Source organism: Pajaroellobacter abortibovis, assembly GCF_001931505.1.
In the GTDB taxonomy this organism is placed as follows: domain Bacteria; phylum Myxococcota_A; class Polyangia; order Polyangiales; family Polyangiaceae; genus Pajaroellobacter; species Pajaroellobacter abortibovis.
The window spans coordinates 256,678-280,033 of sequence record NZ_CP016908.1 but is presented as its reverse complement, the minus strand read 5'-3'; the positions used below and the strand labels follow the sequence as shown (position 1 = coordinate 280,033).

Here is a 23,356-nt window from a genome sequence, read left to right as displayed (position 1 = left end):
GTTCGCCGTTTAAATTTAGGATTTTCGCATGGTGAATGAAGAAACAAAACTGTTTGTGTCTGGGTTACCTGACAGTATATCAGAAGACATACTTAAACAAATTTTCGAGGCTACAGGTGGCACTGTTGTCAATCTCAGTCTTCCCAAAGATCGTACAACCGGAAGGCCGCGTGGGTTTGGATTTGTTACGCTATCCACATCAAGCCAAGCAGCAACAGCACGGGATACACTCGATGGTTCCATGCAGAATGGAAAACTAATCTCCGTTCGTCCTTTTCAGGCTGAACCACCACGGCGCAACCACGCAGGGTTTCCAGGCGGTGGCAGCGGTGAAGAGAGAGGCTCTTCAAGAGGTAATCGACTTCCCAAAAGTTCAAATCAGCAGCAAGGTGCACCCGATCGAACTCTCTACGTAGGGAATCTCCCCTATGACTGCACCCCAGAAGAACTCGAGACCCTGATTCACAAGATTGTCGACGGCTCTGTCCAACAGGTGAATCTACCTGTGGGTATGGATGGTCGAAAGCGAGGGTTTGGATTTGTGACGATGGCCTCTCCCGAAGCAGCAAAAACGGTTGCTTCTTCGCTGCAGTCTGTGGACTTGCGAGGACGCCGGCTGATTGTCAATTTGGCCCACGCGAAGGGTGAACGTTCCCTGCGTTCAGAAGGTCCTAGTTACAGCAGCGGGATGGGATACATGCCTAATTTTATGCCAGCCCAAGTGGGAGGTGGTTCTCATCACAACCGCAAGAATTTTGATGATCGCAGGAGGAAATATTCAGGTCGAGGCGATGAGGAAGGAGCCCATCGTCCCCGCCGACGCGAACAAAGTCCCAGCATCAAAGATTGGTCTGATGATGATGATGATTAAACGAATTGTTATGTAGCCATTATCTTTCTTAAGCAGCCAATCCACCTGTTTTTCGAATGTTCTGACGGCCTCTTTCCCTAAGGAGTTTAAGGAACCACTGGAGAACAATGGCTGCCACAATGAGAAAGACCTATTCTAAAAAACCTTTCATGAATTCAAGGGGGAGGTCAGCAGCAATGCTCTCTCTTTCTCGATTTTCTTGAAAGGTTCTTTATTTTTCACTACCCTTTCTTTCCGATCGACAACAATCGCAATTTGCTTTCGTTTTTTTCTTGTTTAGTCTTGGAGTCTTGAATGCGAGATGTTATTAAGATGATTTGTTCTCAATGCGGGCGAGCCAATTACACGACCAATAAAAACAAACGAACAACCATCGAGAAGCTAGAAATCAAAAAATTCTGTCCTTCGTGCCGCAAGCATTTTCCTCATAAAGAAGGAAAAATTTCAAAGGGTTAGCAAGAGCGTATGGAGATTCTTCTTTCCTATCTGGATTTCGCTACAGCTGTTCTCTGAATGTTCATCTTTGATCGGCTATATACACCTCTATCGGCTCTTTCGCTTACTCTTTAACTATCGATAGGTGCGCAGAAAGCGACAAGAAGCACCTTGTCCCTGTAGGTCTACAAGGAATCATGATTTTTAATTGGCTGCGCGGCCTTTTCTCCCACGACCTGGCTATTGATCTAGGAACTGCAACAACTCTGGTATACGCCAAGGGCAAGGGGATTGTTTCCTGCGAACCTTCTGTTGTAGCCGTCCAACAAGACCCTCGCGGAGGTAATCGTGTGCTGGCAGTTGGACGCGAAGCCAAAGAAATGTTGGGACGAACACCCACCAATATCCGCACCGTTCGTCCTTTGCGGGATGGTGTCATCGCCGATTTCGACACTGCTGAAGCGATGCTGCGCTATGCTATCGCACGCGCCAGCAATCAACGCACTCTTGTCAAGCCGAGAATTATCATCTGCGTCCCCTTTGGGATTACAGATGTAGAAAAAAGAGCAGTCAAAGAGAGCGCAGAGAGCGCGGGGGCGAGAGAAGTTTACCTCATCGAAGAACCGATGGCTGCAGCCATCGGTGCTGGTCTACCGATCACAGAACCTTCTGGCAACATGATCGTGGGCATCGGAGGTGGGACGACCGAAGTGGGCGTGATCTCGCTTGCAGGAATCGTCTATTCTCAAAGCGTCCGCGTAGGAGGGGATAAGATGGATGAAGCCATCGCGGCTTATTTAAAACGAAAGTATAATTTATCAGTAGGAGAACAAACTGCCGAACGTATTAAATTACGGATCGGGAATGCTTATCCATTGGACAAGCAATTGACGATGGAAGTCAAAGGTCAGGACCTTGTCGCAGGGGTTCCAAAAACGGTAGTGATTCATTCAGATGAAGTCAGAGAAGCATTGACTGAACCAATCAATGCAATTGTAGAGGCAACTCTTCTGGCTCTTGAGAAAACACCGCCTGAATTAGCCTCCGATATTGTAGATAAAGGGGTTGTTTTAGCAGGGGGCGGCGCATTGCTGACCAATTTAGATGTGTTGCTAAGAGAGGAAACAGGGTTGCCTGTCATTATATGCGATGATCCCGTCAGCGCTGTCGTGCTGGGAAGCGGCAAAGTGCTCGATCATATGGAACTTTTAAAAGAAGTGACTATTAGCTAATCAAAAAAGTATAAGTAGTTGTTTACCAATTTTTTTCTAGGGGTTTAGAATGACGTCTTTAAAGCGTTATCGTGATGCCATCATCGTTGTTCTATTTATTGCTGCCCCTTTCTTTTCGTTGCGGTCCAATATTCAGCGTCCTGATAGTTTAAACTCGATGGACCGACTCGTCTTATCGATGGTCACCCCTGTAGAGTCGATCTATTCTCAGATCCTCCGAGGCACATCTCGGCTGTGGCACCATTATATCGCGCTTGTACACGTACAAAGAGAAAACGAGCAGCTCGCTGAAGAGAACATCCAGCTGCGTCAAGAGGTCCGCCGCCTTCAACAGAGCCAAGTAGAAAACCGAGAACTGCGCCGTCTACTTCAACTGCAAGAAGCTCCTATCGGACAGAGTGTAAGCGCTCAGGTGATAGGGAAAGATTTTACTCAATTTTTTCGAGTGACTCGTCTGGTATTAGATCAGCGCTCACGCGAGATCCGTCCCCATATGCCTGTTATTGCACCCGACGGTGTGGTTGGCGCCGTCCTACACGTGATTAACAATACCATTGACGTGCAGCTGGCAGTGGATGCTGCTTTTGGAATTGACGCAGAAAATGAGCGCACAAAAACGCGTGGATTTATAAGAGGAACTGGTAATTTAACACGTTACACGTGCAAAGTAGAGATGGTCACCTCTCAAGATGAAGTCCAAGCCGGCGATCTCTTTGTCACCAGCGGTAAAGGAAAATGGTTTCCTCGAGGCATTCCGATTGCTCGAGTCATTGATGTTGTTAAACGAGAGATGGGACGAGAGCAAGAAGTGCTCGCCGTCCCTACGGTCGACTTCTCCCGTCTCGATACAGCGCTCATTCTTATCAATCCCTCTGTGGACGAAACCTTCTCGGATCTCCATCCCTATTCGTCGTCCCGCCCCTAACATGTACAACACGTTATTATTGCTCTCTGCACTTCTCTTTCTAATCCTGCAATCCACTCTGTTTCAATTGATTGTATGGGCTCCTCTCCAAGGTGCAGTCCCCTCTCTTGTCTTCCCTCTGATCCTCTTTATTGGGGTCCATGAACATTCTTTAGCGAGAGGAGCTGCGCTGTCGTTCATCATTGGCTATACAACCGACCTCATCGGGATTGCACCGATCGGCCTTTTTTCTTCCACCTATGTGGCTATTTTCCTCCTTGCGCGCGCGATCGGACTGAGATTTGCGACGCAGACAGCCCTTCGACAGATGGGATTGACGTTCCCTTTCACATTAGCCCACAGTGGATTAATTATCATCCTGCTCGCCATCTTTGGACGAGACGCTTACGTACCACGCACGCTCTATCGATTTATCTTCCCCCATGCAGTTGCAACTAGTTTTATTTCGCCGTTTGTTTTCCGATTCGCCCAATTCATTTACATAACGATCACCCCTTTTCAAGGAAACTCCAAAAGAATCCCTTTTTAGGCTAGACATCCATGAGTGACTTTCTGTTATCCCGTGCAGATGCAGGCGAATTTCGAAAGCGCTATCGGTGGCTGATCCTGATCACCCTGCTCGCCTTTACAACCATTCTGATCCGATTATTCCAACTTCAGATCCTATCCCACAAAGAATACGAAGGGATTGCGAGACAAAATATCGTCCGACGCGTCAGCTTAACCACCACACGAGGGCTTATTCGAGATGCTTATGGACAAGTACTAGCGACCAATCGCCCTATTTACAACGCCTTCATTGTACCAGGTCGAATGATGCTCAGCTCTAGCAATTCACAGTACAACCTCCATTCCAATCAGAACGAATCGTGGGCACGCCTCACCGATATTCTCCGATTAAATCCAAGCGAACGGCACCAATTCGAACAAAAAATGAAAACAGCTTGTATCACTCAAGAAGAACGCTCACCCTGTTGGCGTTCAATTGTAATCCGCGAAGATCTTCCAAGAGATATCATTGCTGAATTGAAACAGTATCAATCGGAACTGCCCGGTGTTGGAGTCACAAGCACATTGATACGCGATTATCCCTACAATCATCTTGCTGCCCACACAATCGGCTACCTCTCTGAGATCAATCCAGAAACATTAAGCCGCTTTCGACCGCAAGGTTATGAGCATTGGAATGAAGAAGAGAAGAAAAAAACCAATCCTCTTGCGTACGAACTCGGAGACAAGTTAGGGGTTAGCGGTGTAGAGGCATTGGCAGAGAGTTTTCTGCGAGGGCAAAAAGGGTGGGAAAAACGGATCATAGATGCACGAGGACGTTACCGCACAGGACCTGAAATAGAGCGCTTACTAGAAGCTCCTATCCGAAGCAAAGCTATCGCTGGGAAGAATATTCGTCTCACCTTAGATATCGAACTTGAACAAGCGATTGAAAAAGCGTTTGCCTTTTTTAAAAGAGGCGCTGCTGTAGTCGTTGAAGTACAAACAGGACGTTTACTAGCGCTGTATTCCAAACCTGACTTTGATCTCAACGAACTATCAGGAGGAGGAGGGCGAAATCGGATTCGAGAAGCTTTTCAACTACTTCAAAGCAACCCGTTCTACCCCATGTTAGACCGAACGATGAGCGGCACATTCCATCCTGGTTCGGTGTTTAAACCGTTCACGGCGTTGGCTCTTCTTCACGACAATCTTGTCAAACTAGAAGAAACGGTCGAATGTAAAGGGTCTATCACCTTAGGTCACCGCATTTTCCGTTGCTCTCACATTCATGGAAAGATGACACTCCGGGAAGCACTCGCTCAATCTTGCAATGTCTATTTCTTCAAAGTCGCCGAACGAGCAGGGATGGATCGGATCGCTCAAGTGGCCTCCTCTTTCGGTCTAGGTGAAAAGACAGGAATCGGGATGAATGCCGAAGCAGCAGGCCGCATCCCCACACGTTATTGGTACAATTTGAAGCACCCAGGACAATTTCGAATTGGACTTACACTCAACACATCGATCGGACAAGGGGATACCATGATCACTCCCCTTCAGATGGCACTTGCCTATGCGGCAATTGCAAACGGAGACACGTTATACGCCCCTCAAATCATCCGTTCTATTGAAAGAAATGACGGCTCTATCATCCAAGATTTCCCACCTCGGGTACGAGCACACCTCCCTTTTAGTGCAGAACATCTCGAAATTATTAAAGATGGTCTCAAAGAGGCGGTTACCTCTCCCAAAGGGACTGCCTATCCAATGCATGCGCTCGATCTGGACATTGCAGGGAAAACAGGAACTGCCCAAACTGGCGGAACAATCATTCAGAACCGAAATTCCAAGTTGTTTCATGAGCATCGAGATCATGCCTGGTTCGCAGGATTTGCTCCCCTCAAATCACCGGTGATTGCGGTAGTCGTTCTTTTAGAACATGGAGGGTCAGGCCCTAGAAATGCTGTCCCTATAGCCATGCGGATCTTCCAAGATTATTTCCGCCTCTCTTCGATGCGCTCACACACATCCCCCTCAACTTCAACCCCTACTACCGATATCAACCAGAATAGCAAAGGTTCATCATGGAGGGACAAAGGGCTTTAGCCACGAAGAACTCATGGCGAAATCAAGATCACTTCGACTGGGCTCTTTTTTTAGTGACGGTAGCCCTTGCAGTGATGGGAGTCATTAATTTGTACTCAGCCACCAGCATCGCGCGAGCAAAGTTACAAGATATTTATATGCAGCAGGTATATTGGTTAGGAGCCGGAGGGATCCTGGCTATCTTTGTCGCTTCCATTGACTACCGCCATTATGAGCGACTCGGTTATATTCTCTATGGCATCGGTCTGATTATGCTTTCTTTTGTCTTGATGTTGGGCCGCGACATCCGCGGAAGTTCACGCTGGCTTTACATCGGCTCTCTCAGCTTGCAACCAAGCGAATTGATGAAATTGCTGCTGATCATTGCGCTTGCAAAATATCTTCACAATGACCCGCGGACAGAGCCTCGCTCGCTCAAGACATTGATGACTCCCACGATCATCTGCTTGCTCCCTATTCTTTTAATTCTAAAACAGCCCGACTTAGGGACGGCGTTGATTCATGGGCTCATCTTTCTGTCGATTTGTTCTCTTTTAAGGATCCAATTCCGCAGCATTTTGATTTTGAGCGCAAGCACAGCGATTTTCCTCCCCCTAATCTGGTCTTATGTTCTCAAAGAATACCAAAGAAAACGGATCATAGCATTCCTCAACCCTGAAGCGAATATCTTGGGCTCAAACTGGCATGCCCACCACGCACGGATCGCCATTGGAAATGGAGGGATGCGCGGGCAAGGATTTATGCGAGGCACGCAAAACCAGTTTCTCTTTTTACCCGATCAGTACAGCGACTTCCCCTTCGCCGTATTTGCAGAAGACTGGGGATTCATAGGCTGCTTTACGTTAGTTTGCCTCTATGGCTTTCTTGTTCTGTGGGCCATCCGGATCGCCTCGACCGCTCGCGACCGTTTTGGGGCAGTGTTGGCTATCGGCGTTGGCGCGCTTATCTTTTGGCACGCGCTCTTCAACTTAGGAATGGTTGTAGGCCTATTCCCGGTCGTAGGTGTAACACTCCCGCTCTTCTCCTACGGAGGCTCCAGTGTGTTGACCATTTTAATGGGGATAGGCTTGCTGATGAATGTATCGATGCGGCGATTCCACGCAGCAGGAGTGCCACCCTTCTCCCGAATCAACCTTAACTTCTAACTAGGACCACCCCCATTCTCGATTGCTCACCGATCACTTAGCTGCAGACTGCAACACCAACAGATGGAATTTGGCAAATTCTGTTTGCCCGAGGGTAAAGAGGAGCTCCGTCAAGAGACGATAGGGGGTTGTTGCATCCGCTATTATGATAGCCTCCGACGAACTCGGATCTTTCCCCGTAGCAATTCTCACTTGCTTGTCCCGCTCACGCCATGATTGGAGAGAGTTAGCCAATGGCACAATATAGAGATCATTAGGGCCATTCCGCTTATATTTTGCCTCCACTCCCAACGTGCGATTCGCAGGGAGTGGGCATACTGAACTATCATCCACAACAATGTTGCTCTTGGAAACAATGAGTGGTAGCCCTTCCTGAGAAGCCTCTGTCATCAAAATACTTTTAGGGATCTGCAAATCCGCAGACTGAGGGATCGAGGCACTCGAAGAGCTCATGCTTTTCAGAAGGAAGACCAGGATGATGGTCATCATGTCCATCATCGCAGTGATGTTGAGAAAGTTAATCTCAGGCTCGACAGCTCGACGTCGAATCTCCTTGCGGAGCTCCCGTTTGTAGACCACCATGCTTGCACCTTGCTGTCTTTTCGGAAGTACAGCAGGCTTAGCAGAAGAAGAAGGACTTTGTTGAGATGTCGGCTGTTCAGTCATGATTACCTCGCAACTCCGAAATTGACATCAGGGAAAAGAGCATCACCTGTTGTTTCATCCTTTCGGATCGCATCCAACGTACTAACAATCGCCTGATACGAGATATCTGGGTTAGCACTAACCGTCACTTGGGTTTCATCTTTAAAATCAGGGGACACGTTCTTCAAGTGTTTCACACAACTGGTTAACGAAGCGTAATCGTAATCTTCTCCACCACTGATCCCAACAACTTTTGGAATGGCCAAACCAGGCCCAGTATCTTTGCATCCAGGAGCGACGTTTCCACCTCTCGCTTTGATACTAAACCCACCCGGTACAAGCGTAATGGTCAACCCCAATGTTGGAGCAGTTGGCGCACGCGCACCAGCCCCTCCCCCAAGTTTCGGTGGTGATGTATCGATGGTAGCGGTAAATGTAACACTTACTGTTGCCAACACAAACATCAAAACGTTGGTAACGATATCAAGAAAGGGAACAATATTTAATTCTCCACCTTCTTCATCTGGGGACAGCTCTTTAGGAGCAGATAAGCGACGTATTTTGCTCCTTTGCGCAGCACTTAATTTTTCTTCCGCCATAGTCTCTCCAATCACTGCCAGTCTGATCTCCCGCCCAGGGGATGGATCATCCCCCCCATATGTACTATTTCAGACAAAAACACTAAGGGTAGATGTTTCTTTTGCTTGACCCCACTCGATCGCTCTCTCCTCATTTTCCTCTTTGAGGATAGAAGAGGAAAAACTCATCGCGTTTCATAACAATCCCCTGGATTCGGTGCCACACCATTCGAATACCACATCCACTATGTATGCATGGAATTGAGCAAATCGGCACTCAACTGTTTGGACGTGCGTAAAGCGTCAAAAGGTTGAAAATCCGCTCTTGCGTTGCATCAAGATCGTGCTGAATATTCTTCGATCGCTGATGAAGAATTAAGTGAGCGATCATACAGGTCACAGCAATACCTAACCCAAAGGCAGTATTATACATGGCTTCTGCAATACCGCTCGCAAGAATGCGCTGACGATCAGCTGCGCTCAACCCCGGAGCAGAAACGGCGCCGAAGGTATGGATAAGACCAAGAACCGTTCCGAGAAGACCGACCAGTGTTGCGATATTAGCAAGTGACCAAAGAGACCCTATTCTTTTCTCGACTGCAGGCTTAATCTCACCAATCTTTTCACTCATCGCAGCATCGATTTCATCAGGACCCTGATTTGCATGAGTAAGACCAGCTTTCACCAATTGAAGCGTTGGATAATCACCAGCTTCACACAGCTTGATCGCACGATCCAGATTCCCTGCAGTTACTAACTTTTTAATTTGAGCAAAAAACTCCTTTGAGTCAACCTTATACTTCGTCAACTGGAACATCGTTCTCTCCACGATCATCGCAACTACGATCGCACTCACGACAAGGTTAATCGATAAGAACGTTGGGTTCTCTCTAAAGGCTTCCATCAAGCCGCCTTCATTTGCAGCAGCTACACTTATGTTCCCCAAACTCATTGCACTCAACATCCCCATCTTACTCCTTTCTAATTCTACCGATATCAAATGGAGGGGGACATAAGGCCCACCCATCTTTGTTAGCGATGTGAATTTCAATGGCTACATATGATGACTCAATTTACTATTTTTTTCAACTTAGTCGTCAGGGATTTTTTATTTTGAACGACTTCTTTTAGTTCACCTCAAGTTGATCATACACACAGAGCTGTTTTGCACTGTGGGTACAGCGCTGCGTGAACACCCTCTCCCCTTTTCTTCTCCGATATGAACTATTTTTACTTTAGGATTATAAATAATGCTGGTAGCAGTACCTTTTCATACTTCCTCAAGTCAACACTAGGCTTGAAAAAGATCGTTCGACACACAAATGTATGAAGATGCACTATTGAATCTACATCAGTAACCATGCTAGCCCGTTTGCATAACTTAGTTGAGAAAATAGAAAGAGGAATAGACAGATGCTTGCTCTTTGGAAACATTTTCGTGAAGGGGGATGGGGAATGTACCCCATTCTATTTTGGTCAGTCCTGACCACTGGAATCATTCTAGAACGTGCTATTTATCTTTACGGTGCATCCATCAACAAAGAAGTATTCATTTCCACCTTGCAAAGCTGCATTCTCGCTGGAGACATCAGCAAAGCAATTAAACTATGCGCCGCTGCTGATGCCCCATTGGCCCGAATCGTTCAAGCCGGTCTCACTAAAGTCAATCGCCCGGATGAAGAAGTCCAAGCTGCCATGGATGAAGCAGCCTTGCGAGAAATGCCTTTAATCTCAAAACGAACCGGATTCCTCGCGCTTCTCGCCAACCTCGCGATGTTATCAGGATTGCTTGGAACGGTTACCGGACTGATCACAAGTTTCGGAGCTGTATCAGGAGAAAACGTTGATCCAGGTGCAAAAGCACGGATTCTTGCAGAAGGTATTTCAGAAGCAATGAACTGCACTGCCTTCGGTCTTATCGTTGCTATCACCGGACTCATCGGATTTGCTTTATTGAATAGCAAATCTCAAGGAATCGAGGACGATATCCACGAAGCGACTGTTCGCATACTCAATTTGGTCGTCACCAACCGCCAAAGGATTAACGTAGCATCCTTACCTGTAACTCACTAACCACAGTAAGAATCAAGTTGTTGTCTTTTCAATCACTTTAATCGAAAAGCGCAAACAGCATTTGGAGAGAGACAAAACGAATTCAATGTCTCTTGCTGTTTGTTTCAAACAGTTGAAGGATTAAGAATTATGGCAGGGATTGATGTTGGAGGTGGTGGCGGCGGTGGCCGCCGTAAAGTGGACTCAGAAATTAACATGGTCCCCTTTATCGACCTACTGATGGTGACTATCTCTTTTCTATTGCTCACAGCTGTATGGTCCCATATGGCGCGCCTTAATGCAGAAGCTCAACTGCCAGGTCCTGCTAGCTCAGGTGCGAATCAAGAGGACAAGGAAAAGAAGCTGCATTTCGAAATGAGTTCCTCAAATGAATTCACTCTCTCCTGGAAACAAGGAGCGACTTTGATCAGCAGCGTGACGATTCCACGTCAAGAGGAAGTAGTTATCCAAGGCAACAACCGTCTTGTTCTCTATCCTCAGCTAGCTGCAAAAGTCACTTCAGAATGGCAAGCACAAGGACAACATCAATCCCCAACTGATCCAAAGTTCGATCAAGCGATCATCCATGTAACCAATGATACCCCTTACACCAACCTCATTGGAATTATGGACGCCATCTCCGCGCCAAAACGGTCTCTCGGTGGAAGTACGAAAGACGATATGGTGTCCGCATTCAATATTTCGTTTTCCATGAATTAAGAGAGGAGCTGCGCAATGCCTATTCAAAAGCCAGGTCGCCGATTGATGCATCATGTCGGGTTACGGTTTGTTGAAGACAAACTCGGAGGACATGGTTCTCGTTCTGTTGCTGCAGGCCTTTCTTTGACAAGCATGATCGACTTTTTGATCGTGGTGGTTGTATTCCTCTTGATGACTTTCAGTGCATCTGGCGAAACTCCAATCGCCAAAAACATTACTTTGCCCAAAGCAAGCAATACCGTAGATATGATGGATGCCCCCATCGCGGCTGTAAGCGGTGAATCTATCCTCGTCGATGGAGCACTTGCGGGGGATATCAAGGCGATCGAGCAAAACAAACAAGTGACCCATATTGAAGATCTGTTCAACGCACTCAAAGCAAAACGAGATCTCTGGAAACAAACCCATCCTGGAAAAGATTTCCCAGGGGTAGCCATCCTCCAAATCGATCAAGATGTATCTGCCTTGATTGTCAAAAGCGTCTTTCAGACCGCTGCGACTGCTGGCTATCCCCATGTGAGCTTCATGGTAAGCGGCCTCAAAAACTGATCTCGATAGACTGCGGAGATGACTAACTCTTATCAACGAGCGCGCAAAAATCCGCTTTATCGATTTTGGATAGTTATCCCAACAGGACTCCTCTTAAGTGAAATAATTTATCTGTGGGTCACCTATCGAGAAATTGAAAACAAGCGAACCTCCTTGCTGCACGATCAAGAAACCATCCAACGATCGCTTGAACCAGCTTGGCTCCAGTTCCGCAATCAACTCGAACAACTGATTCAGACCGCTGCGCAAACGGAATGGAAAGGCGACTGGCTCGAGCCGTCCTTCTCTTCTTGGAATTTTCGATCCGAGGCAGGTCTTTATCTGCGATTGCTTCAAGAAGATGGGAAAAACAGAGTCACCCTCGTCCCTGCTATCCTCGCGTCCCGCAAAGATGGATTTACGAGCTGCCTTCACAGATCCACTTCGCCTTCGACCAAAGAGGGGAAACTTGCCATCGCACCGCTCTGGTCTTTAAGCCAAGTCTACTCAGCAACCCAAATCCTAGAAAGCCATTGGTCAACAAATATCAGACAAGCGAGTTCTCTTCTCCAACTGCGCATTTTAGAAACGGAGTACCAGAAAGTAATACAAGAAGAGATCCCCATTGCTATCGATGCTATTCATCAAACTCATTTTTTGTGCCTGCTTCTCGATGAACTCCCCATCTACCCTCCAGATCAATCCTCCCCTTCATCCCTCACACTAGAGACCATCCAGCTCACACCCCATTGGACCCGAATTCACCTTTTTGAACTCCCCTCTGGTGCAGAAAAAGCACGAGTACGCAAGATGGGGCACGGATCGTCCCTCTCTATCCATCGTCCCCACAGTATGGATGAAGATATCCAGAATGCAATTCACCGCCAAGAAAACAACTGCAATCTAGCCAGACAATTTGAAGAAGCCGTTGCCTATTAACTCTTCTTCAACCGTTTTCTTCAGTTTGTGAGGCGATAGAAGAAGGGGATAAATTGGTGCCAACTCAGCGTCAACGAAATATAGGAAGCAGGCCCCTGAGGAGTTCCCTGCTCAAAACTCACTTCTGTCCACCGCATTCCCGTATGCGCTCCCAGCCACAACCCCTGAGCAGAAGGGAAAATAGGGAATTCTAAGCCCAACCCAGCTTGAAATCCCCGATCCCATTCGAGTCGCCCAGCTTTCCTCACTTGAGCTCCAAAAAGTCCAAACTCAAGCTCGAGAGAATCCAAAAGCAGATCACAACGCGGATTACCGAATGTAGACCCCGTTATCCAACGGATTAAAAAGAGAGGACGCAATTCAAATCCACCCGCCAACACACGAAGAGAGGGGGCTGATTCATCGAAAAGACTCCCTTCCTCATAATTCACAAAAATCCCGATCGTATCCAAATAGCGGAACCGACCATCCAAAATGCTGCGGAATCGCTTCCATGAATCAACCGTAGTGCCAGCACCTACGCACAGTGCAGCAGGACGTTCCAAACGACCATACGAAGAGTCCTCCTGAGACAACCCCCTCTCTATCGGATGACCGTACGCATCTTTCACCCCCATTGCATTCGAAAAACCAAGAAAACCGATCAAGAAGAAAAGGAAGCAGCGCATGAGGACTGCTCTTCTCCTACTTCACAACCAATCGCCGCGACAATATCTTCTCTCAACTCAGGAGCAAAAATAAGTCGAATGCGAGCCAACTGTTGATTCGCCAATCGACCGAGAAGGAAGGAAACGTGATCAAGCGAGCGAGCAGGCCCTTTTGCATAGACAACCAATAAGGGGTCTTGCTTGGTACTGAACGCAACATGGCTCGCCACATCAAGACCGATATAAAAATCCGGATCGAATCCACCAGCTTTGGCGATTTCTTTTCCAATCTGAAGAAGCCGATCACAATTCTCTTGCTTTGCGTGCTCACCAAACAGCTCCAAGGTTTTGAAAAGACGACGATGGCGAATACGCTGTGCAAGATCGGATAGCACTGGATCAGAGACAGCCTCCCAAGCGTGCATTGCAAAGGTCAATGCTACATCATCGAGCTCAAGGTAATCCGTGAGGTCGATCGCATCCCCTAAAGCTGCCTGTTTAATCGCGCGAGGAACTTGCGGAAGATGTCCTCCTTCGCTCAGACAAGCAGTAACCCGCTTGAGAAGAGATCGGATCATCCATTCAGCTGCACGAGAAGCCTTATGGAAATAAACTTGCTGATACATGAATAGTCTGGCCAGAATAAAAGCTTCGATCGCTGGGAGACCTTTGGTCCCATGAATCGCAAGCGAAGGGGCACAAGAAGGATCGGCTGTGGGACTGAAACACAAGCTTTGAAAAAGCCAATCCAAATCAAACGAGCCGTAATTCACACCCGTCGCATAAGCATCTCGCAATAGGTAATCACACCGATCGACATCCATCATCCCACTCACAGCTTTCGCTAAATAGGGCAAAGGGTGCTCCCCTCGGATTAAAGCAGCAACCCGCTGCGGCATCCCTGGATCAAGAGAAACCAGGAGACGATGCACCTCACTCGCAGGCTCGAGAAGGATCTGCTCCGTCCACACTTCATGAGAAGAAGAGCTTTTAATAGTCCCCTCAAAAAGGTGAGAAAATGGACCATGACCAACATCGTGCAGCAGTGCAGCTGCAAGAGCATCGCGGGCGATATCAGAGGTCACCTGCTGCCAGAAAGGGAGCACATGTTGAATCGAACGCAGACGGGTAAGAAATCGCTTCATCACAAAAGCCGCACCAATCGCATGACCAAAACGAGTATGCTCTGCACCAGGAAAAGCGAGTGAAGTGAGCCCCAACTGACGCACACGCCGCAACCGCTGCACTTCCGCAGAAGCCATCAACAAAGGGACGACCTGCTCCTCATCCGTCTCAAAACTAACCAATCCATGAACAGGATCGCGTAATATCATTGAATCCCTTTCTGAATGCCATAATCATAACCTCTTTAATTTATATTGCAGTTTTAAGCGAGAGTAGCCTAATGTTTGACCTGTAATCTTTTTATCTTTATCTTTGTGTAGGAGAAGGATCTGCTTTTTTGATCGTCCGGAATCCAGTCCTTTTCTTTCAGGGTTAAATCCTTCGAATTACAAGAAGCACTCAGAAAAGGCGCACTTTGACTATGATGGTTCGTCGCTCAAAACTCGTATGCACGCTTGGGCCCGCTTGTAACTCAGTAGAAGCTATCAAAGGGCTCATTGAAGCAGGGATGGATGTAGCCCGCCTCAACTTCTCTCACGGCACCCAAGCAGAACACCTGAAACACATCAATTATCTACGAGAAGCGAGCAGACAGTCGGGAAAGTGGATTCCTGCATTGCAGGATCTCTGCGGCCCCAAAATGCGCACGGGGCAAATTCCAGAACGATATGAATTAAAGGTAGGCACTCATGTCACCCTAATCGAAGGGAATGAAAGCAGTGATCCTTCCGTTATTCCTATCCCTTACGAGGGACTAGCCAACGATGTGCGACCTTTCGACACGATTCTATTCGATGATGGAAGAATAGTTGCGAAGATAGCAGAAATTAAAGAGGATCGGATTCTAGCTTCCATTGTCCAAGGAGGGACGATGCGCAGCTATGTGGGAGTTCACTTACCGAGTCGCACGATGCGGGTCAGCGCTCTGACCGAAAAAGACCGCGACGACCTTCATTTCGGACTCGAACAAGGGGTTGATTTCGTCGCCCTTTCGTTTGTCAGACGGGATTCAGATATTAAATTCGTCCGCCAGCTGTGTGCAGAATGGAATCAGCCGACTCCGATCATCGCAAAGATTGAAACACCCGATGCAGTTGAAAATCTAGAAAGCATCATGATAGCTACAGATGGTGTTATGGTGGCTCGCGGGGATCTCGGCGTCGAATTCCCACCGGAACAAGTACCCATTATTCAGAAGAAAATTCTCAACACAGCAAAGCGTGTACAACGACCTGTCATTGTAGCCACAGAAATGTTGCAATCGATGACAGCAGCCACACGGCCAACTCGCGCAGAAGCGAGCGATGTGGCCAATGCTATTTTTTCAGGGACAGATGCGCTCATGTTATCCGGTGAAACGGCAACAGGGGCTCATCCCGCACTCGTCACGATGATGATGAGCAGGATTGCAACTGCTGCAGAAACCAGTCTTTTCCTGGAAGAACCACCCTATTCCATCCAAATGGTTCCCCCTCATCAATCCACCACGGTTGCCGAGGCTATTGCGCGAGGGGCCTGCAAAACAGCACAAGAAATTGGAGCCAAGTTTTTAGTGGCGTTCACCGAGACAGGATCTAGCGCCATTAAAGTCAGTCTTGCTCGGCCATACATTCCGATCATCGCTTTTTCTCCTAATCCTCGAACCCGCAGACAAATGGGACTGTACTGGGGCGTCATTCCACGAGAAGCACCTCCTCTTCACGATATGGATGCGCTCATTTGCTGGTGCACCGATGATCTTCTCAATTTCGGTTTTGCCTCCCCTAACGATAAAGTCGTCATGGTGTTCGGAGCCCCTTTTGGTGTCAGTGGAAGCACGAACTCTATCCGTGTGCATATGCTTTGAGCTTTAAGAAAAATACACCATCTTCATCTCGTAATTTAGAAAACACAGGTTATTTTTATTTGTGAAACAATATGTACCCCTCTTGTTCATCTTCGTGGGCAGATACGCCCATCCCGTCTGATCTTATTGAAGCGATTCAACAGCTCAAGGTGGAGCGGAACGCGATTATTTTAGCCCACTATTATCAAGACTCCGAAATTCAAGATATTGCCGATGTAGTAGGAGATTCACTTCAGCTCGCTCAAGCAGCAGCAAAGACATCTGCCTCCACCATCTGTTTTGCAGGTGTTCACTTCATGGCGGAGACAGCCAAGATTTTAAACCCAGATCGAACGGTTGTCCTGCCCGATCTCGAAGCCGGTTGTTCACTAGCTCAAAGCTGCCCAGCACCCGCTTTTCAGAAGTGGATAGTGCAACATCCCGGCGCAGCTGTTGTTACTTACATTAACTGTTCTGCAGAAGTAAAAGCTCTCTCTGATTACATTGTAACTTCTTCCAATGCAGAAACCATCATCCGCCACTTGCCTGCCGATCGAGATATTCTCTTCGCGCCCGATAAAAATCTAGGGCACTACCTGCAAAAGAAAACAGGGCGCTCGATGCATTTATGGTCGGGCAGCTGCATCGTTCATGAAACCTTTAGCGAACGCAAAGTGGTTGGGCTCAAGGTTCGCTATCCTGAAGCTGCAATTTTAGCCCATCCGGAGTGTGAACCTATCCTTCTCCACATGGCAGACTTCATCGGTTCCACCACAGCCATCATCAACCACGCCCTTGCCAGCAACAAGAAAGAATTCATTATTGCGACAGAGCCTGGCATTCTGCATCAGCTCAAGAAGAAAGCTCCGGAGAAGGTTTTCATCTCTGCCCCTCCGCAAAACGATTGTGCCTGCAACGAATGCCCTTTTATGCGGAAAAATACGCTAGAAAAGGTCTACTTATCGCTGCGAGATCTCAAGCCAGAGATTAAGTTGAGCGCAACGCTGATAGAGCAAGCACACATCCCAATTCAACGGATGCTCGAGTTGAGTGCCTCTTAACCAATACACTCCGTTTTTTGTTTCTCCCGTTAAGGTTCGCGATAGAAACGGGGGACCCTTCTCGAAATCGATGTGAGCACTTCCCATGGAATAGTCCCAGATTGATCTGCAATCTCGGCAGGTTCAATATGATCTTTGCCCAGAGGACCTTGCTGTGAACCGAGGATGACGACTTCATCCCCTACAGAAACGCCTGGATGCTCCGTCACATCAAGCATCACCATATCCATCGACACAGCACCCACCATCCGAGCTCTCTTCCCTCGTACAAGAGCATAGCCACGATTCGACAAACGACGCGAAAGACCATCCGCATATCCCATCGGTACAGTGGCAATTCGAGAAAGGCGACCTGCTGTCCACAAGGCTCCATAGCTCACCGAGTCCCCCATCTCAACTTCTCTCAATGCCACAATCTCAGAGCGGACTCGCATCACAGGCTTGAGATCGAGCCACGATTCAAATCCGATTCGCTCCCATTCGGTTTCATACGCCTTTGCCTTCGGAGGGATCCCAAAAAGAGCAATCCCCGGACGAACAGCATCCAATGGCGTGCATTTGCGGAAAAGCGCAGCGCTGTTCGCTATATGACGAAGAACGGGCTGGATCCCATACGAAGATAGGATGGCAGTCGCCTCTTCCAAGCGAGCAACTTGTTCCACCATCATCTCCGACGAAGGGATATCGGCAGAGGCAAAATGGCTCATCACTCCATACACGCGCACCTGGGGATAAGAGGTAAGACGACTCGCAAAACTTCGAAGGTCCCGCATGGTCACACCAAGCCGGCCCATCCCCGTATCTACTTTGAGGTGCACATCTATCGGCCCCCCAGAAAATCCCGCACGAACTAACCGAGCAAATCCTTCGACATCTCTGAAGTCATAAATCACAGGGGTCAGTTGATACGCGAGTAAATCTGCATAAACGCTTCCATAGCACCCCCCCATAACCAAAATAGGGATCTGAATGCCACTATTGCGTAGTTCAAACGCCTCTTCAGGCAAAGCAACACAAAATCCGGCGATCCCCATACGCTCCAACGTGCGGGCAACAGCAGGAGCACCGTGTCCATAGGCATCTGCCTTCACAACTCCCCAAACAGGAGTCTCCCTTGCAAGACGCTTCAACACACGCAAATTATGCCGCAACGCAGCGAGATTGACTTCCGCACGAGTCGGCCTTATCGCATTATGAGGAGTCGCTCGGCGCTGGCAAAAAATACGGACGGGGGCATCATAAGCATTATTCATAAGATTCTCCCAAAGACATTTTTGGCTCATCACCCCGTTTGTTCAAGTTGCTATGGAGACTTGAAGCTATTCATACAACCCTTTTTGGAAGCTATATGACAATCCTCTCGGAGGATAGCCTATTCTATGGTAGATTGAAAAGAATCTTTATCTGTTCAAAAAGGCCGATCTTCTGCTCCAGCTGAGCACCCCTTCTGTGACAGAATGGTTTTTTGTCAAAGCCCCATTCAATGCTTCCTATTTGTCCCCTCATCAGAGAATTAAAGCTTCTACTCAAAGAACTCAAAAAGCTCCAGCAAAAATATCTCATCCTTTTTGGCCCCCTCCTGTACAGAAAATTTAATGTATCATGGCAAGATCGAAAAAGCCCCACCAACCCACTTTAAACAGTCTATCCAAACAGGATTCCTCTTCTTTAGCCTCTGAGCAACAAACTACTTTTGCCAGGGAATCGGAGAGAGCTTTACCCCTTCTTAAAGTTATGGAATCGAATGAGTTGATTCCAACCCATCAGGTCTCTGTCGATCATTCCGACCTCAATGAACAGGAGATTCTCCTCGCAGAGAATCATCCCTCCCATTTATCGCTCACACCTGAAGAAGAAACAGTCGATGAGGAAAAGAACGATGAGTTTAAATTAACTCCTTCCAAGAAAACCAGCGCGATTGAGCCACTGGATCCACTGACCACATACCTCCGCGCAATTAAACGCCATCCGCTTCTCAGTGCAGAAGAAACGCAGCAGCTCGCCACTCAATGGGTTAAAACAGGAGAACCTACTATAGCAGCAAGGCTCATTACAGCCAATTTGCGCCTCGTGATCAAAATCGCTTACGAATACAGAAGAGCCTATAAGAACATAATGGATCTCATCCAAGAAGGGAACATTGGTCTTATGCAGGCTGTCAAACGCTATGATCCTTATCGAGGGGTCAAGCTATCTTCTTATGCGGCCTGGTGGATACGTGCGTATATCCTGCGCTTCATACTGAATAACTGGCGTCTTGTTAAACTCGGAACAACACAGACACAGAGAAAACTGTTTTTCAACCTTCGGAAAACAAGATCTGAACTTATGGCACGGGGGATCGACCCTACCGATGCAGAAGTTGCTAAACGATTGAGTGTCAGCGAAAACGAAGTTGCGGAGATGGATTTACGTCTAGCGATGAGTGAAAAATCTCTAGATGTCCCTGTAGGCAATGTAGAGGGACGCATCATCAGCAAAATCGATACCTTAATCAGCAGTGAAGAAGGACCTGAAACGTCTCTCGCTGAAGGAGAGATGCAGGCGCTCCTCAAAGAAAAGTTTGCAGAATTTCGAAAAACATTGGGGGACCGAGAAAAGGAATTGGCCATTTTTGATGAGCGTCTCATAGCGGATGACCCGCTTACCCTTCAAGAGCTAGGCGATCGCTTCCATATCTCCCGAGAGCGAGTACGCCAAGTGGAGCAGCGCATTACCAAACGTCTCCGAGAATACCTACGCAACGAATTAGAAGATTTCGCTGAAACAGGATAATGTCCGCGGCAACCCCTGGAATTCTCTTTGTCGTGTCGACACCGATTGGGAATTTAGAAGACATCACATTACGAGCGATTCATACATTACGCTCCTGTGACCATGTGGTCGCTGAAGACACTCGCCGCACACTTGCTCTGCTGCGCCACCTCAATATCTCTGGGAAGCCGCTCCATTCATTGCACGCGCACTCCCCCCCCACCCATATTGAACTGATTGTACAACTGTTGGAAAAAGGAGGGCAGATAGCCCTTGTTACAGATGCAGGCACCCCTCTTGTTAGCGATCCAGGAGATGCTTTGATTTCTGCTACGCTCAATGCGGGGTTTCGTGTGGTCCCGATTCCAGGACCGAGCGCGATTCTATCCGCTCTCGTCGGGAGCGGGCTGGGGGGCGGAAGATTTCGATTTTTTGGATTCTTACCGCGAGAAGGAAAAAATCGATGCAACACTCTTCTTCACATAGGGAACACCTCTGAATCGATCATTCTCTTCGAAGCACCTACCCGCATCGCAAAAACACTACACGACCTGAGCGCTCTCACCCCAAATCGCCTCGCATGTATCGCAAGAGAGATCACCAAGATCCACGAGGAATTCCTTCGTGGGTCTCTGGCTGAACTTGCCTCTCTCCCTCGAGAAGAATGGCGAGGAGAGATCACACTGGTGCTAGGCCCCCATGATTTGCCTTACACCATGACCTCACCATGTACATCACTGGATGAATCCAAGCTCCAAGAAACGATTGAACGCGCTCTTGCGGAAGGAGAGACCACTAAAAATGTGGTTAATCACTTAATGGCTAAAAGTGGAGGAAAATCTAAGCGGGACCTCTATGCTCAGGTACTCCAAGTAAAAAACAGACAAAAATAAGAGCATCTTGAAGCCATTAGGGATGGTCTCCACGCGCGAGAATCCGTTCCACCTGTTCTGGATTAAATCCAACGAACAGAACCCTCCGAACCTCGAGAACAGGAATCGAACTACTGTGCAAACCAGCCTTTTCGAGTTTGGCACGCATCTCCTGCGCCGCCTTTTCATCCGCCTCAATGTTTTTCTCGACCGGCTCAATCCCTTTTTTACGAAAGTAGAGTGCAGCCTGATGGCATGCTTCACACCAAGAGGCTCCATAAATAACTACCTGCGGAGAAATGAAGGTGTTTTTGTCCCTTCTCGATTGAGCGATCTGCTCAAACTCCTGTCGATTCATGCTATGGACTGAGTACGTTCCATCAGGGCGAGGAGAGCGCAGATCCGCGATGAAAACCATATTCCCATAGGCATCTTGCATATTGCGAGGATCCATCACCCGAACAACATCCCGTCCCATAAAAGGGACGTCTTGCACTTTCTGTTCTACATGAAATGCCCCTTTTTCATCAATCCAGGTCAGCATGAGTCCTTCCGTACTGTCCTTCACCTCCACCTGAATTCCAGCATGAGCATTCGCTTGCTCCAAATCAGCGTTTTTTTTTGAACACATGCAGAGCAAGCAGCAAAAACCTATCAGGGCCTTTATAGAGATTCGATTTTGCTGGATAACGCTGTCCATTCCTCCACCAATCCATCTAATTTTTTTAGCAAAAGCCGAGCTTCTTCGGCAAGACGAATCAATTGTTCCCAATCATCAGGGGGGTGCTCACTGAGCACGGAACGCTTTTGCGCGAGCGCTTCTTCATTCAATGCAACCAGTTTTTCGATTTGCTCTACCTTCCTTTTCTTCCTCCTCTCCCTCTCTTTTCGCCGCTTGCGGTGGGCATCATACATAGCATTTTTGTTGAGAGGGATGGAAGAGCTCTGTCGAGCAGACAGCACAGCAAACTTCTCCGCTTCCAAAGAAGCAAGGTCCTTCCCTCTTCTTTCTTTAAAATCGAGGAATTTTCCCGGACACAGCTCGACTTGCTCTTGCTGAATGCTCACAATGCGCGTAGCAATCCGCTCGAGAAAACGGCGGTCGTGAGACACAAAGAACAGCGTTCCCTCAATTTAAGAGTGCCTCCTCTAGAATCTCCGTCGGAGGGATATCTAAATGATTGGTAGACTCATCCAAAAAAAGGAGACTGCGCAGCTCTAAGAGAAGTTTGGCGAGCGCTAAACGAGAACGCCCACCACCGGATAGCAACCGGACAAGACACAAAGGATCATCTCCTCCAAACCGGCAACGGCCTAGGCATTGTCGAGCAGCGTCTATCGTGAAATCTCCCCTCACCTTTTGAATTTTCTCCACCCCTGTCGGATCCTCTGACAACTCCCTAAGATGCTGGTCAAAATGCCCCTCTTTCAGATTGGCGCCTCGCCGCAATATACCCTTATCTCAGGATAACCACGCCCTGCTAAAAGAGACAATAAATTGATTTCCCTGAACCATTTGGCCCAATGATACCGAGACGATCTCCGCGGCGGATGAGAAGGTTGAGGTTTTGGAAGAGAAGTCGATCGCCACGATGAGGGCAAGGCTTTTTAGCTTCGAGTACAATGTCCCCCGAACGCTGAGCAGGGGCAAATTGAAGGGTCATCCATTCTGCATCAGCCCACATATTGTGAGGCCGCTCGACAATCTCCAATTTTCCGAGCATTTTTCTTCGGCTCCGCGCTTGTTTTTCTTCTATCCAGCAATATTGCGTCGAATAAACTCTCGGGAACGAGCCATTTTCGCCTGCCGCCCCTCGTGAAGCGCCCATTCTTTCTGTAACTCTTCCTTTCGAAGCTGCGTGTACTCTGTATAAGGAACTGGATAAACGCGGATCCCCCAATGACTCAATTCAATGGTTTGGGTAGTCACCGCATCCAAAACGGACGTTGAAGCACGGTAGGAGGAAATCCGAGCTGATGAGCGATCTTGGCCACCCGATGTTCGAGTGCATCCCCCTGAGCCAGGTGATATTGGTTTTGAAGCACAGCCAAGCGCTGCAAACTCGCTTGTCCCCCACCACTCTCCAACGCCTGATGGAGCTGATTCAATTGCGAACATAGCCCAAGAATCGGCTGGAATCCAGAGAGCAATGCATCTAACACGTTCCCTTCGACAGACAGCTGATGAGACTGTCTGTAATAGCCAACCGTTGCTTTTTTCTTTCGAACAATTACCCCTTCTTCAGGTTCCAACTCACCGGCTATCAAGCGCAAGAAAGTCGTCTTCCCCACTCTATTACTCGCAACGAGCGTAGCTCGTTCGCCCGCATTGAGAAGAAAGCTACCCTTTTCGAATAAAAGCTTCGGCCCGTACCCAAACGATACATCCTCTACTTGCAAGATCATT

General features: G+C 48.0%; 27 protein-coding genes. 15 read left to right on the top strand and 12 right to left on the bottom strand.

The features are described from left to right. The first annotated feature begins 28 nt into the window (after positions 1–28). The 7 genes from BCY86_RS01405 (at position 29) to rodA (ending at position 7,203) form a co-directional block, all read left to right on the top strand. Entirely contained in the window at positions 29–871 is an 843-nt protein-coding gene (locus BCY86_RS01405; protein WP_075276125.1) for an RNA recognition motif domain-containing protein, read from the top strand. 294 nt (positions 872–1,165) lie between these two features. Beyond that, positions 1,166–1,327: a 50S ribosomal protein L33 gene (gene rpmG / locus BCY86_RS01400; RefSeq protein WP_075276124.1), complete on the top strand. Its 162-nt coding sequence runs from the start codon at positions 1,166–1,168 to the stop codon at positions 1,325–1,327. Between the two features lie 176 nt (positions 1,328–1,503). Continuing rightward, positions 1,504–2,538 carry a rod shape-determining protein gene (locus BCY86_RS01395; protein ID WP_075276123.1) on the top strand — a complete coding sequence of 345 codons (1,035 nt, stop codon included), beginning with the start codon at positions 1,504–1,506 and terminating at the stop codon, positions 2,536–2,538. A 49-nt stretch (positions 2,539–2,587) separates the two neighbouring features. Beyond that, entirely contained in the window at positions 2,588–3,463 is an 876-nt protein-coding gene (gene mreC, locus BCY86_RS01390) for a rod shape-determining protein MreC (protein WP_075276122.1), read from the top strand. A gap of 1 nt (position 3,464) precedes the next feature. Then, positions 3,465–3,992 (top strand): hypothetical protein, encoded by a 528-nt coding sequence (locus tag BCY86_RS01385; protein WP_075276121.1) that lies wholly within the window; start codon positions 3,465–3,467, stop codon positions 3,990–3,992. Positions 3,993–4,003: 11 nt separating this feature from the next. After that, positions 4,004–6,058, top strand: coding sequence for a penicillin-binding protein 2 (mrdA, locus tag BCY86_RS01380; protein WP_075276120.1), 2,055 nt, complete (start codon positions 4,004–4,006; stop codon positions 6,056–6,058). Continuing rightward, a complete protein-coding gene (gene rodA, locus BCY86_RS01375; RefSeq protein ID WP_075276119.1) occupies positions 6,037–7,203 on the top strand; it encodes a rod shape-determining protein RodA in 1,167 nt (388 codons plus the stop codon). The genes mrdA and rodA overlap by 22 nt, the downstream gene beginning before the upstream one ends. A 33-nt stretch (positions 7,204–7,236) precedes the next feature. Here the strand turns inward: rodA and BCY86_RS01370 are convergent, their stop codons facing one another. From BCY86_RS01370 to BCY86_RS01360, 3 genes are all read right to left on the bottom strand, one after another. Beyond that, positions 7,237–7,869: an ExbD/TolR family protein gene (locus tag BCY86_RS01370; RefSeq protein WP_083604101.1), complete on the bottom strand. Its 633-nt coding sequence runs from the start codon at positions 7,867–7,869 to the stop codon at positions 7,237–7,239. Positions 7,870–7,871: 2 nt separating this feature from the next. Next, complete coding sequence (locus tag BCY86_RS01365; RefSeq protein WP_075276118.1) at positions 7,872–8,447, bottom strand: ExbD/TolR family protein; 576 nt, start codon at positions 8,445–8,447, stop codon at positions 7,872–7,874. Positions 8,448–8,703: 256 nt separating this feature from the next. Further along, positions 8,704–9,378: a MotA/TolQ/ExbB proton channel family protein gene (locus tag BCY86_RS01360; protein ID WP_245776244.1), complete on the bottom strand. Its 675-nt coding sequence runs from the start codon at positions 9,376–9,378 to the stop codon at positions 8,704–8,706. A gap of 461 nt (positions 9,379–9,839) precedes the next feature. Here BCY86_RS01360 and BCY86_RS01355 point away from each other — a divergent pair, with 461 nt between their 5' ends. The 4 genes from BCY86_RS01355 (at position 9,840) to BCY86_RS01340 (ending at position 12,665) form a co-directional block, all read left to right on the top strand. Further along, positions 9,840–10,499, top strand: coding sequence for a MotA/TolQ/ExbB proton channel family protein (locus tag BCY86_RS01355; RefSeq protein ID WP_075276117.1), 660 nt, complete (start codon positions 9,840–9,842; stop codon positions 10,497–10,499). A 129-nt stretch (positions 10,500–10,628) separates the two neighbouring features. Next, positions 10,629–11,198: an ExbD/TolR family protein gene (locus tag BCY86_RS01350; RefSeq protein ID WP_075276116.1), complete on the top strand. Its 570-nt coding sequence runs from the start codon at positions 10,629–10,631 to the stop codon at positions 11,196–11,198. A 15-nt stretch (positions 11,199–11,213) separates the two neighbouring features. Next, positions 11,214–11,747, top strand: a complete 534-nt coding sequence (locus BCY86_RS01345; protein WP_075276115.1) for an ExbD/TolR family protein — start codon at positions 11,214–11,216, stop codon at positions 11,745–11,747. Positions 11,748–11,765: 18 nt separating this feature from the next. After that, complete coding sequence (locus BCY86_RS01340; RefSeq protein WP_075276114.1) at positions 11,766–12,665, top strand: hypothetical protein; 900 nt, start codon at positions 11,766–11,768, stop codon at positions 12,663–12,665. Positions 12,666–12,685: 20 nt separating this feature from the next. Here the strand turns inward: BCY86_RS01340 and BCY86_RS01335 are convergent, their stop codons facing one another. Then, entirely contained in the window at positions 12,686–13,333 is a 648-nt protein-coding gene (locus tag BCY86_RS01335) for a hypothetical protein (protein WP_075276113.1), read from the bottom strand. After that, positions 13,309–14,646, bottom strand: coding sequence for an HD domain-containing protein (locus BCY86_RS01330; protein WP_075276112.1), 1,338 nt, complete (start codon positions 14,644–14,646; stop codon positions 13,309–13,311). Before BCY86_RS01330 ends, BCY86_RS01335 begins: the two co-directional genes overlap by 25 nt. Before the next feature lie 212 nt (positions 14,647–14,858). On the opposite strand from BCY86_RS01330, the gene pyk reads away from it, so the two are divergent. After that, a complete protein-coding gene (gene pyk / locus BCY86_RS01325) occupies positions 14,859–16,283 on the top strand; it encodes a pyruvate kinase (RefSeq protein WP_083604100.1) in 1,425 nt (474 codons plus the stop codon). Positions 16,284–16,354: 71 nt separating this feature from the next. Further along, positions 16,355–17,323, top strand: coding sequence for a quinolinate synthase NadA (gene nadA / locus BCY86_RS01320; RefSeq protein WP_075276111.1), 969 nt, complete (start codon positions 16,355–16,357; stop codon positions 17,321–17,323). Between the two features lie 29 nt (positions 17,324–17,352). Here nadA and alr read toward each other — a convergent pair whose 3' ends face one another. Further along, on the bottom strand, positions 17,353–18,576 hold the full coding sequence (alr, locus tag BCY86_RS01315; protein WP_245776243.1) for an alanine racemase: 1,224 nt from the start codon (positions 18,574–18,576) through the stop codon (positions 17,353–17,355). A gap of 349 nt (positions 18,577–18,925) precedes the next feature. Between alr and BCY86_RS01310 the strand changes: the two genes are divergently transcribed. Continuing rightward, positions 18,926–20,098 carry a sigma-70 family RNA polymerase sigma factor gene (locus BCY86_RS01310; RefSeq protein WP_075276110.1) on the top strand — a complete coding sequence of 391 codons (1,173 nt, stop codon included), beginning with the start codon at positions 18,926–18,928 and terminating at the stop codon, positions 20,096–20,098. Continuing rightward, positions 20,098–20,970, top strand: coding sequence for a 16S rRNA (cytidine(1402)-2'-O)-methyltransferase (rsmI, locus tag BCY86_RS01305; RefSeq protein ID WP_075276109.1), 873 nt, complete (start codon positions 20,098–20,100; stop codon positions 20,968–20,970). The genes BCY86_RS01310 and rsmI overlap by 1 nt, the downstream gene beginning before the upstream one ends. Before the next feature lie 16 nt (positions 20,971–20,986). Here the strand turns inward: rsmI and BCY86_RS09300 are convergent, their stop codons facing one another. The 6 genes from BCY86_RS09300 to BCY86_RS10245 form a co-directional block, all read right to left on the bottom strand. Then, entirely contained in the window at positions 20,987–21,580 is a 594-nt protein-coding gene (locus BCY86_RS09300; protein WP_172824762.1) for a glutaredoxin family protein, read from the bottom strand. Positions 21,581–21,612: 32 nt separating this feature from the next. Continuing rightward, on the bottom strand, positions 21,613–22,062 hold the full coding sequence (locus BCY86_RS10265) for a hypothetical protein (protein WP_075276108.1): 450 nt from the start codon (positions 22,060–22,062) through the stop codon (positions 21,613–21,615). A gap of 16 nt (positions 22,063–22,078) precedes the next feature. Beyond that, positions 22,079–22,324 (bottom strand): hypothetical protein, encoded by a 246-nt coding sequence (locus BCY86_RS10260; RefSeq protein ID WP_245776242.1) that lies wholly within the window; start codon positions 22,322–22,324, stop codon positions 22,079–22,081. Positions 22,325–22,430: 106 nt separating this feature from the next. Beyond that, positions 22,431–22,673: an ATP-binding cassette domain-containing protein gene (locus tag BCY86_RS10255; protein WP_075276106.1), complete on the bottom strand. Its 243-nt coding sequence runs from the start codon at positions 22,671–22,673 to the stop codon at positions 22,431–22,433. A gap of 29 nt (positions 22,674–22,702) precedes the next feature. Next, positions 22,703–22,879 carry a hypothetical protein gene (locus BCY86_RS10250; protein WP_245776241.1) on the bottom strand — a complete coding sequence of 59 codons (177 nt, stop codon included), beginning with the start codon at positions 22,877–22,879 and terminating at the stop codon, positions 22,703–22,705. After that, entirely contained in the window at positions 22,876–23,349 is a 474-nt protein-coding gene (locus BCY86_RS10245) for an ATP-binding cassette domain-containing protein (RefSeq protein WP_245776240.1), read from the bottom strand. Before BCY86_RS10245 ends, BCY86_RS10250 begins: the two co-directional genes overlap by 4 nt. Between the last annotated feature and the right edge of the window lie 7 nt (positions 23,350–23,356).